This is a genomic window from Bacillus sp. G402 (genome assembly GCF_051172515.1).
GTDB lineage: Bacteria > Bacillota > Bacilli > Bacillales > Bacillaceae > Bacillus > Bacillus altitudinis.
On record NZ_JBPIZC010000004.1, the window covers coordinates 138,039 to 152,970 of the forward strand.

At 44.0% G+C, this 14,932-nt stretch carries 11 protein-coding genes; 8 read left to right on the plus strand and 3 right to left on the minus strand.

All coding sequences use genetic code 11. The features are described 5' to 3' along the window. Positions 1 to 15: 15 nt before the first annotated feature. Positions 16 to 1,569 carry an ABC-F family ATP-binding cassette domain-containing protein gene (locus ACSBQP_RS16405; RefSeq protein WP_008343192.1) on the minus strand — a complete coding sequence of 518 codons (1,554 nt, stop codon included), beginning with the start codon at positions 1,567 to 1,569 and terminating at the stop codon, positions 16 to 18. Positions 1,570 to 1,721: 152 nt separating this feature from the next. On the opposite strand from ACSBQP_RS16405, the gene ACSBQP_RS16410 reads away from it, so the two are divergent. Continuing rightward, positions 1,722 to 2,864, plus strand: a complete 1,143-nt coding sequence (locus ACSBQP_RS16410; RefSeq protein WP_008343190.1) for a DEAD/DEAH box helicase — start codon at positions 1,722 to 1,724, stop codon at positions 2,862 to 2,864. 37 nt (positions 2,865 to 2,901) lie between these two features. Here ACSBQP_RS16410 and ACSBQP_RS16415 read toward each other — a convergent pair whose 3' ends face one another. Both ACSBQP_RS16415 and ACSBQP_RS16420 read right to left on the minus strand, forming a co-directional pair. Beyond that, a complete protein-coding gene (locus ACSBQP_RS16415) occupies positions 2,902 to 3,906 on the minus strand; it encodes an NADP-dependent oxidoreductase (protein ID WP_138825337.1) in 1,005 nt (334 codons plus the stop codon). Positions 3,907 to 4,027: 121 nt separating this feature from the next. Next, positions 4,028 to 4,405 (minus strand): YfmB family protein, encoded by a 378-nt coding sequence (locus ACSBQP_RS16420; RefSeq protein WP_017366799.1) that lies wholly within the window; start codon positions 4,403 to 4,405, stop codon positions 4,028 to 4,030. 222 nt (positions 4,406 to 4,627) lie between these two features. Between ACSBQP_RS16420 and ACSBQP_RS16425 the strand changes: the two genes are divergently transcribed. The 7 genes from ACSBQP_RS16425 to ACSBQP_RS16455 all read left to right on the plus strand — a co-directional run bounded on the left by ACSBQP_RS16425 (position 4,628) and on the right by ACSBQP_RS16455 (position 14,865). Then, a complete protein-coding gene (locus ACSBQP_RS16425; RefSeq protein ID WP_007496775.1) occupies positions 4,628 to 4,975 on the plus strand; it encodes a general stress protein in 348 nt (115 codons plus the stop codon). Between the two features lie 1,140 nt (positions 4,976 to 6,115). Continuing rightward, entirely contained in the window at positions 6,116 to 6,772 is a 657-nt protein-coding gene (locus ACSBQP_RS16430) for a class I SAM-dependent methyltransferase (protein ID WP_007496773.1), read from the plus strand. A 517-nt stretch (positions 6,773 to 7,289) separates the two neighbouring features. Next, positions 7,290 to 8,015 (plus strand): GTP cyclohydrolase II, encoded by a 726-nt coding sequence (locus tag ACSBQP_RS16435; RefSeq protein WP_017360404.1) that lies wholly within the window; start codon positions 7,290 to 7,292, stop codon positions 8,013 to 8,015. A 32-nt stretch (positions 8,016 to 8,047) separates the two neighbouring features. After that, positions 8,048 to 8,851, plus strand: a complete 804-nt coding sequence (locus tag ACSBQP_RS16440; RefSeq protein ID WP_216099604.1) for a formylglycine-generating enzyme family protein — start codon at positions 8,048 to 8,050, stop codon at positions 8,849 to 8,851. Between the two features lie 4 nt (positions 8,852 to 8,855). After that, positions 8,856 to 10,613, plus strand: coding sequence for a WD40 repeat domain-containing protein (locus ACSBQP_RS16445; protein WP_008343181.1), 1,758 nt, complete (start codon positions 8,856 to 8,858; stop codon positions 10,611 to 10,613). A 281-nt stretch (positions 10,614 to 10,894) separates the two neighbouring features. After that, positions 10,895 to 11,977, plus strand: a complete 1,083-nt coding sequence (gene ribD, locus ACSBQP_RS16450) for a bifunctional diaminohydroxyphosphoribosylaminopyrimidine deaminase/5-amino-6-(5-phosphoribosylamino)uracil reductase RibD (RefSeq protein WP_311754509.1) — start codon at positions 10,895 to 10,897, stop codon at positions 11,975 to 11,977. A gap of 116 nt (positions 11,978 to 12,093) precedes the next feature. After that, positions 12,094 to 14,865, plus strand: coding sequence for an exosporium glycoprotein BclB-related protein (locus tag ACSBQP_RS16455; RefSeq protein ID WP_435028636.1), 2,772 nt, complete (start codon positions 12,094 to 12,096; stop codon positions 14,863 to 14,865). Positions 14,866 to 14,932 lie beyond the last annotated feature (67 nt).

Sequence of the window (14,932 nt, forward strand, 5' to 3'; positions counted from 1 at the left end):
AAGGCTTTTTTGTCTTTATAATACTTTTGTTGTCCAAGATTCGCAATTCCAAGTTTCAGTGGCCACATCTTGATAAAATTCAGGTTCGTGGGAAATCAATAGTACGCTGCCTTTATATTCTTTTAATGCGCGCTTTAATTCTTCTTTTGCATCGACATCCAAGTGGTTAGTCGGCTCATCGAGAACAAGCAAATTGGTTTCTTCGTTAATGAGCTTGCAAAGGCGAACCTTCGCTTTTTCACCACCACTTAAAACAGACACACGGCTTTCAATATGTTTTGTCGTTAAACCGCATTTGGCAAGGGCAGCTCTGACTTCATATTGTGTGTACGATGGGAAGGTGCTCCACACCTCTTCGATACAGGTGTTGCTGTTTTGCTCTTTTACTTCTTGCTCAAAGTAGCCAATATGCAGGAATTCTCCGCGTTCCACCTCACCAGAAATGGGGGAAATTTCTCCAAGCAGGCTTCGGAGCAGTGTCGTTTTTCCGATACCGTTGGCACCGTATAACGCAATTTTCTGCCCGCGTTCCATTTTTAAATTCAATGGACGAGAAAGTGGTTCGTCATACCCAATGACTAAATCCTTCGTTTCAAAAATCAATTTCCCTGATGTACGTGCAGGTTTAAAGTGGAATTCTGGTTTTGGTTTTTCCGCTGCTAATTCAATCATGTCCATTTTATCGAGTTTCTTTTGACGAGACATCGCCATATTTCGAGTGCTGACACGTGCTTTATTTCTCGCGACAAAATCCTTTAATTCAGCCACTTCTTGCTGCTGCCTTTTATACGCTGCTTCTAGCTGCTGCTTTTTCACTTCGTACACTTGTTTAAATTGATCATAATCACCAACGTATCGCGTGAGTTCTTGATTTTCGACATGATAAATCAAGTTAATGACACTGTTTAGGAACGGAATATCATGTGAAATGAGGATAAACGCATTTTCATATTCCTGCAAATAGCGCTTCAGCCACTCAATATGCTGTTCATCTAAATAGTTGGTCGGCTCGTCAAGAAGAAGAATTTCAGGCTTCTCTAACAGCAATTTCGCAAGCAGTACTTTTGTACGCTGTCCGCCGCTCAGCTCTGTCACATCACGATCGAGCCCGAGATCTGTTAACCCAAGACCTCTTGCAATTTCCTCTACCTTGGAATCAATGATATAAAAATCATTGTTCGTCAGGGCATCCTGAATGACGCCTACTTCTTCTAAAAGCTTTTCTAGCTCATCAGGATCTGCTTCACCCATTTTTTCGTAAATGTCATTCATTGCGGCTTCCATTGAGAATAAATAATGGAATGCATCTTGAAGGACTTCACGAATGGTTCTTCCTTTTTCAAGCACGGTATGCTGATCGAGGTAGCCGACACGGACATTTTTTGCCCATTCGACTTTTCCTGCATCTGGCTCAAGCTTGCCAGTAATAATATTCATAAACGTTGACTTTCCTTCACCGTTGGCGCCGATCAAGCCGACATGCTCGCCTTTTAATAACCGGAAGGAGACTTCGTGGAAAATGGCTCTGTCGCCAAAGCCATGACTTAAATCTTTAACAGATAATATCATTTTTTACACCTCAAATAGATTCAAAACGGCTAGTGCCTCTCATGATTATATCGAACTGTCCGGCTCGATAAAAGCATCAAAAGAAAAATTGCGTTTCAAAGCTGATTTTGAGATACTTAAGGATAGATTGAATGAGGATAAAGGAGATCAACATGACGGAAAATTGGGCATTTTTTAAAGAAGCAAAGCCATTTATTCAAAAGAACTTTGAAGCGGCTGGCTTTGAGAAGCCAACAGCGATACAAGAACAAACAGCAGAGTGGATTACGGAAAAACGCGATGTGATCGCAGAATCACCGACTGGAACAGGGAAGACACTTGCGTATGTTCTGCCGCTTTTAAATAAAATTGATGTGACTATCAAACATCCGCAAGTCTTAATCTTGGCACCTTCAAGAGAGCTTGTGATGCAAATTTTTGATGTCGTGCAAGAGTTCAAACAAGGTTCAGACATCAAAGCTATTTCCTTAATAGGCGGGGCAAATATCAAGAAGCAGCAGGAAAAGCTAAAAAAACACCCGAATATCGTGGTGGCGACACCGGGTCGCGTACAAGAGTTAATCAAAATCAAGAAACTGAAAATGCACGAAGTCAAAACGATTGTATTAGACGAAGCAGATCAACTTCTTGTCCCAGAGCATATGAAAACGATCCAAGCGATCATTAAATCCACATTAAAAGAAAGACAAATCCTTTGTTTTTCTGCAACATTGAAAGAAGAAACCGTTCAGCTGATCAAAGACATTGCATCTGAACCAGAGGTATTGAGAATTAGCAGAAGCCAAGAAGAAGCGCAGAAGGTAGGGCATTATTACCTGTTATGTGATCAGCGCGACAAGGTGAAATTACTGCAAAAGCTATCACGGCTTGAGGACATGCAGGCACTTGTCTTTGTGCGAGATATTACGAATTTGAGCATTTATGCAGAAAAATTAGCGTATCACCATGTCGACCTTGGTGTGCTTCACAGTGAAGCGAAAAAAGCAGAGCGTGCTGTCATCTTAAAGGCATTTGAACAGCGTGAATTCCCGCTCCTCCTTGCAACAGATATTGCAGCAAGAGGAATCGATATTGATGATCTGCCATATGTGATTCATGCAGATATGCCAAATGAAGAGGGTTACATCCACCGTTCAGGTAGAACCGGACGCGCAGGAAAAGAAGGCGCAGTCATCAGTCTTGTCACACCTCAAGAGCAATCAATGCTGAAAAAAATGGCGAAAAAGCTGAATCTTTCGCTTGAAGAAATTGTGTATAAGCAAGGCCAGCTGCACCTTGCGCCCAAGCAGGCATAATAAAAGGACCCTCCATAATTGGCAGGGTCCTTTTTTGTTATGAAATTTTGACAAGTTGTTTTCCGACATTTTCCCCTTTGAATAGTCCAAGGAATGCATCAGGAATGTTGTCAAAGCCTTCGATAATGGTTTCTTTGTAAGTCAGTTTGTCTTCTTTTACCCATTGTGCGAGATCTTTTGCTGCCTCTTCAAAGCGATCAGAGTAGTTGGCAACAATGAAGCCCTGCATCAATGCACTTGTTTTAATGAGTTTTGTTTGCACACGAGGGCCAATGTCTTCGCTTGCACTAATGTTATAAGAAGAAATGGCGCCGCAGACTGGAATACGTGCAAAACGGTTCAAATGATTCATCACAGCATCAGAGATTTCGCCGCCCACATTGTCAAAATACACATCGACACCGTTTGGACAGGCTTTTGCAATGGCGTCATCTAAATCATTGGTTGTTTTATAATTAATGGTTTCATCAAAGCCCAGTTCTTTTAAATAAGCCAGCTTATCATCGGATCCGGCAATTCCAACGACGTGGGCACCTTTGATTTTAGCAATCTGTCCGACAACAGAACCAACGGCACCTGCGGCTCCAGAAATGACAACCGTTTCGCCTTCTTTTGGCTGACCAATCGCAAGAAGTCCAAAATAGGCGGTTTGTCCTGGCATGCCCAAAATCCCTAAGTAATAAGATAACGGCGCAATGGATGGATCAATTTTTGTCAGAGACTCTGCTTTGGCAGTAGAATATTCCTGCCAGCCAAGGAATCCAAGTACAAAATCACCTTTCTCAAATTGAGGAGATTTGGACTCGACGACTTCTCCGACCACTCCACCTTGAATGACTTCATTCAGCTTGAACGGAGGTGTATAGGATTTTGTATCTTGCATTCGTCCTCTCATGTAAGGATCTACAGACACATATTTCGTTTGAATCAAGACTTCGCCATCTTGCGGCGTTGGTATATCAACTGTTTCAAAATGAAAAACATCTTTAGTAGGTAACCCTTTTGGACGTTTTGCTAATTGAATTTGTTTTTGTTGACTCATGTCAAATCCTCCCTTTCACTTGCAACCTAGATTTACATTAACATGATGCTTCTTTTCGTTCAAAACATACGGTCTTTTCCAAGCACATACAAAAAAGCAGCCACCATCTAAAAGAAGGGGACTACTTTTTTTGAAGAGAGACAGAAAGGAGCGGCGGGAGACAACCAAACAGTTGATACTCATCCGCATCACGTTCTTTTAATAAATATTCATTTGCATTTTGCATGGAGGCTTTCATCATATCGTGCGTCACAAAAGGAAAAAGGATATTTAAATATGAGGACAACAGGTCTTGTGGATCTTGTTCGATTGACTCGATATCTCCAATGTTAATAATAATAGAAAAGAGATAATCGATGCAGATGTGAAAGTGCTGTTCAGCAAACAAAGTAAGCGGCTTTGCTTTTGATTCTTCAGGATTCCATTTTTGAAAAAGCTGTTTCACCAAATCACTGACAACCCATGCATTAAACTGCTGCTCAGCTGAAAAATAATACATCAGCTCCCCCCCATTTCTAGCCTCCAGTATAAGAATTGTACAACAAATGACAAGGAAAGCATATAATTTTTCAGAAAATTTAGTCATTTTTACAGTCTTTTTGTCAAAAATAAGTCCATAGACGCATTAAGTTCACAGAGTAAAAATGGATGTGCCGGAGGAGGGTTTAATGACAAAAGTGACGGGTAAAAGATTCGTAAGACGTTAAAGGAGGAATAATAAATGAAACCTGTTGTAAGAGAGTATTCAAATGATGAAACACTTCAAAGAGATGTGGAGCAATTAAAACAACTCGGTGTTGCAAGAGAGGACATTTATGTTCTGTCCCATGACGATGATCGAACTGAGCGTATTGCAAGCAACGCAGATGCCAATACGATAGGTCCAAAAGAAGTTGGACTCAAGCATGCGGTTGGAAACATCTTTAGCAAAAAGGGAGATGAACTCCGCAATAAGATTCACGAAATTGGTTTCTCAAAAGAAGAAGCTGAGACATTTGAAGAACATTTAGACGAAGGAAAAGTTCTTCTCTTTGTGACTGACCATGAAAAAGTGAAAAATTGGGCATAAACGCCATCGTAAAAAGCCTCTTACTTTTGTAAGGGGCTTTTTTCAGATTTTTGACAAAGGGCTAAAATGAACTTGATTTTAGTCCTTTGTCTTCTTTTCAGCGTGATAGAAAATCTTTGCAGTCTAGGAAGGACGAGTACTGACGCGGAGCGAATTTCACATTCGTGAGCACCAGCACGCAGGACTGACAAAGAATGCGAGGGTTTGTCTACACGCTGAAAGCCTCTTACTTTTGTAAGGGGCTTTTTTTCATGCTGCGATAATTAAAATTTACCATCTGTCTTTTTCACTATAATAAGAAAGGTTGAAAAATTGGGATAAACAGTAAAATGTCTAATTGAAAATATAGAAACATCAAAGGATACCATCAAAAAAATGAAAAAAGTAGTGAAAATATCACAAAAAACCATTCGGGAAATAATTATGATATCTTTATTTTTATCTCAAAATGGAATAAAAATCTTGTGTAATTTAGTAGATAAATTTCTTAGTTCTATTGGTTTAAGTTGTATTCTTGTGTAGAAATAAGTGTTTTAAGGTCAAAAAACCACGAAATATACCTGTATTTTCAATTAGAAAATCATTCTAATGTTTAGGAAATAATTTGTTGACAAAATAATCTAAAAACAATATATTTGGCTTAATCAAGTCATTATGGAATTAGTTGTTAAATTTTTGATAGGTGGATTTCAGGATCAATTCTGTAAAGGATGATGCATTAAGACCTAAGGAAGAGCACTTCTGGGGCAAAGCGATACTGAAGAAATATCTATTAGACAAAAAGAAATGAATGATAGATAGCTTAGAATGGTAGATTCGTTTTTCTACTATGCCTATTTCTCAATGATATGATTCAGGGTATTCAGAGGATCATCATAAAGAAAACGCTTTCTAAACGCTGTTAAGGAGGTGAACCCATATGAAGAAAATGTATAACAAACTAAGGCGCTGTAACAGTTGAATGGCTGTGGTTGTATGTGAAGATGAGTGCTGAAAAAGAAGAGTGACATGTGGGATGCTTCTCTCCTTTTTCAGAAAACAGATTTCCTAAAAAATCCATCTTTCATTTTATCATAAGGCTTTTTGCTTGAAAACCACCTTTGTTAGGAAAGGTGATTGTGAATTGAAGGAGGTCACGTGATGAAAAAGGCTTTGTATCATGAAGACAGCGGGTTGTATTTAGAGAAAATGCGCATGGCTTTTCAAGAACACTATGAGCAAAGAACAGATATGTGGTCTACTGATCCATCATTAACAGACGCTGCTGTGATGTCTCTCAAGGCATGGCGTTCCAGGGAAAAGGATGCACTTGCTTCTGTGCTGGATATCGGCTGCGGGAATGGACGGGCTCTTGAACATTTACAAGGACTGTCGGCATATACCGGCATTGACCTTTATGAGCATGAGGAATGGCAAGGATTGAAGAAGAGAAAAGAGGTTCCTGTCCATTTTTATCATCAAGATTTTATGTCCTGGTCAATGGATCAAGGGCGCGAGCTGACGTTTGATCTGATTTTAGATCATGGCTGCTTTCACCATCAGCATCCTGATGACCACGAACGATACTTAAAGCAGATTTCCTCGCTGCTTCATGAAGGTGGTGTCTTTTCCCTTGTTGTATGGGGAGAAGAGTGGAAAACAGGCTTAATCGGAGAAGATGGACGCTTCCATTTTTCATTCTCAGATACTCAGCTTGGAGAAAAGATTTGTACATCAGGACTTGAGCTCGTTTCGATTACACCATTACAAGCGAAGGCTGGGATCAGCCAGCATCATGTCATTGCTGTAAAAATCTAGTGCAAAGGAGGATAAACGCGATGTTTGATGTGATGGTTCTTGGTGCATACCTAGGCGGGTGTCATGCTTCAATCAATGTAGCTGAATTGAAGTACGGACTATTCATCCAATCAAAGGGCACTACCGGATGACGTGCATTTGAAGAACCAGAGCTTCTAGTAAAGGAGAAAGCAGCTCGAAGCTAGCAGAGATATTCTCTTAGAGAAAGAGCATGTCAGTTTCCATTCAAGAATCATCAAATGGTGTTGCTCTCTTACAGAGAATACAGCGTATGAAGCTCGATTTCTGCTCCTTTGTACTGGACAAGTGACAGTCTAAAAGAGTCTTTTATAAAAGGTACTGATGGATGATTGGCATCGCACATCTATTCAGCCAGTATGACAGGAAATTTCTCCTGAGCCATGATTCTAGCTGGAACCGGTGCTCAGGAAGCAAAGGGAGTGCATACACATATTCATCACGCCATCACTGCGCTGAGAGAGTTCAATGGGGTGCAGTGATGAATAGGGGGAGACAAATGAACAAGTTTGTAGCTGAACTACAATCAATGATTCATCATTTTACATTTCAAGAAAAACACTATTTGCTCGTGGGACCAGTGAACCTGCCGATCTCTATTGAACATGAAGAAGTGCAGTTTACATGGTATGCCTTTGCGTCTGTAGAAGCTGATACAACGCCAACGGTTGAGTCTATTGTACAAATGAGTACCGAGCAGCAAACATTTTCCTCTTGTCTCCTTTTTGGCGACTTTGAAAATGAAGTGCCGCCGCTTGTGCGAATTCATAGTGTCTGCCAAACAGGGGATGTGTTTGGGTCACTGAAATGTGATTGCGGTCCACAGCTTGCATCATCGCTAAAAAAAATCACCGATTACGGAAAAGGCATGCTTGTGTATATGGCCAATCAAGAAGGGCGCTCTATTGGGCTGATGGCCAAAGCCTTCACGTATAAATTACAGGAAATGAAACTGGATACATTTGAGGCGAACAGGTTGATCGGCTGCGGAGATGATGATCGGCATTACGAGGAAGCAGCGGCTGTTTTGCACTATTTAAACAAAGGGAAACCATTGCATCTCTTAACCAATAATCCAGATAAAGTCGATTCCATTGCTGCTTACGGTCTTCCGGTTTTACGGTTTGATCATACGGTAGAAGCCTCTCTCTATAATGAAGCGTATTTAAAGGCAAAAGCAGCATCAGGGCATATGGTCGATGAGAAGAAATTAATTAATCAGTAGATGAGTTTATTTAAAGAAGGCGGGAGAAAAGCGTGAAACCTGATATCAATTGGATTCAAATCCCAAGCGGCTATGCGACGATTGGAAGTAATGAAGAAGATATGAAAAAGGCATCAGAATTTTGGAAGGACAAACTTCTCAATCCAGCCTATGGCCGTGAGAAAAAATTTCAAAAATGGCTGTACAAAGAATTTCCATCTTATCAGCCGTATATGAGCGAATTTTTCATCTCAGATACGGTCGTCACCAATGAATGGTATCAAAGCTATTGCGACGAGACAGGAAAGCCTTATCCAGAGAGCTTGACGAACCTAGAACTTGGCGGGGGAAAAGACCATCCAGCTTGGGGTATGGATATCGAGGAAGCTTTCTCATTTTGTCAGTGGCTGAGCGGGAAGCTTGGATACGAGGTATCAATCCCTACTGAGGAAGAATGGGAATATGCTGCCCGGGGCAATACGAGACATCAATATCCTTGGGGAGATGAGTTTAACCCCTCTTACTGTAATACACACGAATCAAATATTGAAAAAACGACACCTGTCCGTCATTACGAAAAAGGAAGATCTCTATTTGGACTATATGATATGGGTGGCAATGTCGAAGAATGGGTCAACACCAAGTATCACATATATGAAGGCGGGATTGAGGTTGTAGATGATTTAACCGAGACACTCGGCAGTGATTACTACATTTTAAAAGGTGGCTCCTTCGCAAGAGGCGGAGATTTATGCAGAGTCGCAAGAAGACACGGGAAACACCCAGACCCTGTTTTTCGATTTACTGGTTTTCGTGTAGTTACTCGTAAAAAACAACATATAAAGGTGGGAGTGTAAAACCATGCATAGAGGACCGATTACATCCGTTTTATCAACTCAGCATGACCAAATTGTCTACACAGGTGGCTATGACCGCTGTATTTATAAATGGGACCGTGCCACGGGAGAAGGAACATTCATTGGCAGTCACGAGCATATCATCAACTCTTTATCCCTTTCGGAAAATGGAACGTATTTAGCGAGTGCATCGTCAGACTATACCATTCAATTATATGATACTGGCACACATACAAGAATTCGTACGCTATATGGTCATGCGGATGATGTGGAAGCTGTCGCATTTGCAAAGCAGGATACGCTTCTTGTATCGGTGTCCAGAGATAGAAGATGCTTAGTTTGGGATATTGAAACGGGAGCCATTTTAAGAGAATTTCATGGACATAGCAAGGATGTATTAGCTGTATGGATTCATGAGGATAAAGCTTATACAACTGGTGACGATGGCTATGTCCTTGTATGGCTCTATGAAACAGGAGAAATTGTAGGTGAAATTGGCCCGTTTGATTATGAGCTGGATACCATCAGCGGCAGCAATCAAAAAGAAGTATTCGCCCTTGGTAGAGACGATGGCACGGTCATCATTTATGATGCCGCTACATTACAGGAGAAAAAAATCATTAAAGCTCATTTACAAGGTGTGAAACGTGTAAACTTTTCGCCGAGCGGTAACTACTTGCTCACAGCGGGATATGACCATTTAATTAAGCTCTGGAATTATGAAACAGGTGATTTAATTGATACGCTGCTGCCTCATAAATATCAATGGGAGCGCTCGCTTGTTTGGACAGAAGATGAGCAGGCTATTTTAGGAGCCAGCTTTGGGAAAACGTATTGTGAATGGTCCATTCAAGAAGGAAAAGTGATCTCTGATGAGCAGGAATTGGCGACACCTTCTATTAATGATATTGCGTTGACTGAAGCGGGTGATATTATCACTGCATCAGATGACGGAAAATTCAGAAAAAATGGAATCGAAATCGCAAAATCAACAGGTGTTCTCACAAATGGAGTGGCTGTTGCTCGGGATGGAAGCTATTATGCATGGGGCGATCATGCGAGTCAGGTGCATATTGTACACGAGTCATTGCAGCAAATGGTCTCTTTTGACCTCAACACAGGTCCTGTCAATAGTGTGTATTTCCATGAGGAGGATCGTCAATTTTATATCGGCACTTATGGCGGTTATGTGCATGTCATTTCGACTGAACACTTAAAGGAAATCGGCCGTTCTAAAGCACATGATTGCGCGGTCAAAGCATTAAAGGTAGAAGGAGATCATATCATCACAGCGGCAGTTGAAGGAACCATCTGTCTTCTCGATAAAAAGAGTTTGTCCTTAACAGCAGAATATATCGGGGCGACAGAGCTGTTAAATGATGTATTTATTGATAGCAAAAGAGATCGTATTGCCATTGTCAGCCGTGATAAAAACGTCCGATTGTTTGATTTGCATACAGGCAGAATTTTAAATCAGCACAACGAGCATCAATATTCCATTAAATCCATCACTGTGACAGACTCTGGCTATATTGTGAGCGGAGACTATTGGGGATATATTGTGGTCTGGAATCCAGAGCTAGATGTCAATACAGGTCCGATTCGAATTGCTAAGAATGGTATTAGTGCCATTAGGCAACTAGGAAATGATGTGTATGCAAGTTCATATGACGGTGGTATTTATCATATTCGAGAAGATGGTACACATACAGAAGTACTGCGCTTATTTGAACAATTTCCGAAAGAAGTAATCTCTCATTAAGAAAAAGAATGTAAGCGGGGGATTCTCATGATAAGTGTTTGCAAGGAACATATGAAAAAAGGTCTGACTGTACTCAATTGTCCGCATGTGCTCCTCATTAATAAATATGAATGTCGCAAATGCTGTTTTTGTAAACAACGAGCATCATATAAACTGTTTTATTCCTTGCCTTACTATGATCGATCTGAAAAGAAACGGCTTGAGAAAGTATAGCACATGAGAATAGAACTCCTTCATTTTCTGAAGGAGTTCTTTCCCTTGAGAGAAGAAAGGAGCCCGAGATGAAAGACGATGTTTTTTATATGAAGCTGGCGATTGCCAACGCGAAGGCGATGAAAGGACAAACCTCACCCAATCCGCTTGTTGGTGCAGTGATTGTTCAGAGCGGTGAGATCGTTGGGATTGGTGCGCACATGAAGGCTGGCGAGCCTCATGCTGAAATTCATGCGCTACAAATGGCAGGAGAAAAGGCGAAGGGAGCTGACATGTATGTGACACTCGAACCTTGTACACATCACGGAAAAACAGGCCCTTGCACCGAAGCGATCATCAAAAGTGGAGTGAAGAAAGTGCTGATTGCCACCCAAGATCCGAATCCGGTTGTTGCAGGTAAAGGAATTGCCTTTTTGAAAAAGGCTGGAATTGAAGTGGAGCAAGGTATATGTAAACACGAAGCAGATCGTTTAAATGCTCCTTTTTTTCATTTGATGCAAACAAACCTTCCTTATGTCATCTTAAAATCAGCTATTTCGATAGATGGGAAAATTGCCACGGCTGATCAAGAAAGCAAATGGATCACTGGAATAGAAGCGAGAACAGAAGTGCAGCGCTTACGTCAAGAAGTAGATGCGGTGCTGACAGGAGTGGAAACGATTATTCAAGATGATGCCGGCTTAATTGTAAAGGATTCATTCAACCATCAGCCCATTCGTGTCATTTTAGATTCAACATTAAGGATACCGCTTCATGCCAAATGCTTAACAGATCATAGGGCAGAAACCATAATTTGTACATCACAAGATTATGATCATCAAAAGTATCAACAGTTGATACAAAAAGGTCATCAAGTATTTGTCACAAGCGGAGAACACCGGACAGATCTTCAGGCTGTGTTACACATGTTGAAGAAGCGCTCTGTGATGTCAGTGCTTGTAGAGGCAGGGGGCAGTGTGAGTGCGTCATTTTTAGAAGCATCACTTGTGAACGAAGCTGTTATCTATATGGCACCTTTATTAATCGGAGGGAAAGATGCACCTACTTTTTTTGAAGGAGAAGGTGTGAAAAAACTAAAAAAGGCGATCCGTCCAGCGGATATTGAATATAGTATGGTAGGAAAAGATTTAAAAATGACGATGACATTTTAACGATGGAGAGAGGTCCTTGTACGTAGAGTGCAAGGCCTTTCAAATTTTTTGATAAAAATAAAATTGTACATACACCTTTATCGATCATGATGAATACGATGGATGGGGGTGATTCTATGAGAAAATGTAGACAATGCGGAAAGATATACCCAACTCATTCGACCGACCACTACCAAAAAGGAAGCTGGTATGATGCGTATAAGGATGATGGCTGGGAATGTGATAGTTGTAAGAAAGGTAAATCAGACAAACCAAGGAAACCAGTAAAAAATCCATGCTGTGGAAAAGATCCTTGTGTGTGTGTCATTCAAGGACCGCCAGGGGGAAGAGGAAGGAGAGGCCCAGCAGGTCCGGCAGGTCCAGTGGGTCCAGTTGGCCCAGCGGGTCCAGCAGGAGCAACGGGCGCAACAGGCGCCACCGGTGTAGGTTTAACCGGTATCGTGGCATTTGATCCAGCGGATGCCCCAACCTATCCAGAAGGTCAAGTGGTGACATTTGATGGAAGTACGTATGTGGCGAATACAGCTTCACCAACAGGTACGCCAGGTACGTCTCCAGATTATACATTGTTAGCAGCTGCGGGAGATACGGGCGCCACGGGTGCCACAGGAGCCACAGGAACAGGAGCGACCGGTGCTACAGGAGATACAGGCGCAACCGGAGCGACAGGAGCCATAGGAGCAACGGGCGCAACAGGAGCCACAGGAACAGGAGCGACCGGTGCTACAGGAGATACAGGCGCAACCGGAGCGACAGGAGCCACAGGAGCAACGGGCGCAACTGGAGCCACAGGAACAGGAGCGACCGGTGCTACAGGAGATACAGGCGCAACCGGAGCGACAGGAGCCACAGGAGCAACGGGCGCAACAGGAGCCACAGGAACAGGAGCGACCGGTGCTACAGGAGATACAGGCGCAACCGGAGCGACAGGAGCCACCGGAGCTACGGGTGCCACAGGAGCAACAGGAACGGGAGCGACCGGCGCTACTGGAGATACAGGCGCAACCGGAGCGACAGGAGCCACCGGAGCAACGGGTGCCACAGGAGCAACAGGAACGGGAGCGACCGGCGCTACTGGAGCGACAGGAGCCACAGGAGCAACGGGTGCCACAGGAGCAACAGGAACGGGAGCGACAGGAGCCACCGGAGATACCGGCGCAACCGGAGCGACAGGAGCCACAGGAGCAACGGGTGCCACAGGAGCAACGGGCGCAACAGGAGCCACCGGAGATACCGGCGCAACCGGAGCGACAGGAGCCACAGGAGCAACGGGTGCCACAGGAGCCACAGGAACCGGAGCGACAGGAGCCACCGGAGATACCGGCGCAACCGGAGCGACAGGAGCAATTGGAGCGACCGGTGCAACGGGAGATACGGGAGCGACTGGAGTAACTGGAGCCACGGGTGCAACGGGAGATACGGGAGCGACAGGAGTAACCGGAGCCACTGGCGCAACGGGAGATACGGGAGCGACTGGAGTAACCGGAGCCACAGGTGTAACGGGAGATACGGGAGCGACTGGAGTAACCGGAGCTACAGGTGCAACAGGAGATACGGGAGCGACAGGAGTAACCGGAGCCACTGGCGCAACGGGAGATACGGGAGCGACTGGAGTAACCGGAGCCACAGGTGTAACGGGAGATACAGGAGCGACTGGAGTAACCGGAGCTACAGGTGCAACAGGAGATACGGGAGCGACTGGAGTAACCGGAGCCACTGGCGCAACGGGAGATACAGGAGCGACTGGAGTAACCGGAGCCACAGGTGCAACGGGAGATACGGGGGCAACCGGAGTAGGGTTAGCTGGTATTTTGGCATTTGACCCAGCAACAGCTCCAACCTATCCAGTAGGTCAAGTGGTGACATATGAAGGTGGAACTTATATCGTAAATACAGCACCACCAACTGGCACACCAGATACGTCTCCAGATTATACGTTATTGGCAGCCGCAGGTGTGACAGGCGCAACGGGAGATACGGGAGCGACCGGAGTAACTGGAGCCACGGGTGCAACGGGAGATACGGGAGCGACTGGAGTAACCGGAGCCACAGGTGTAACGGGAGATACAGGAGCGACCGGAGTAACCGGAGCTACAGGTGCAACAGGAGATACGGGAGCGACTGGAGTAACCGGAGCCACAGGTGTAACGGGAGATACGGGAGCGACCGGAGTAACCGGAGCAACTGGCGCTACCGGAGCCACGGGAGCAACCGGAGTAACCGGAGCCACAGGAGCCACGGGAGATACGGGAGCGACCGGAGTAACCGGAGCCACGGGAGCAACCGGAGTAACCGGAGCCACGGGAGCGACCGGTGCAACAGGGGCTACAGGAACCGGAGCCACGGGCGCAACCGGTGCAACAGGTGTGACAGGATCAAGTGCGATTATTCCATTTGCATCTGGTACGCCAGCTGTTTTAACCACAATCGCAGGCGGTCTAGTTGGAACATCTAGCTTGGTCGGATTCGGTAACTCGGCGACAGGTGTCAGTATTGTAGGAGGAATCATTGATTTAACCGGAGCAGCAGGAACATTGTTAAACATGGCATTCTCCGTTCCAAGAGCTGGAACCATTACGTCATTTGCTGGCTATTTTAGCACGACTGCAGCCCTTTCTTTAGTTGGCACGAGTATTACTGTAACTGCTAGTCTGTTTGCTTCACCAACACCAGATAACAGCTTCACTCAAGTAGCGAGCGTTACATTGGCACCGGCGTTAACCGGTATTTTAACGATAGGGGCTATTTCAAACGGTATCGCTACTGGTTTAAGTGTACCAGTCACACCGCAAACAAGATTGCTTGTCGTATTCTCGGCAACAGCTACTGGTCTTTCCTTAGTGAATACTGTAGCAGGCTATGCAAGTGCTGGTTTATCCATCACGTAATAGGCACACAGGGATGACTCAATACTGAGTCATCCTTTTTTGTCTGTGTGAATTTTCTCTTAACTTC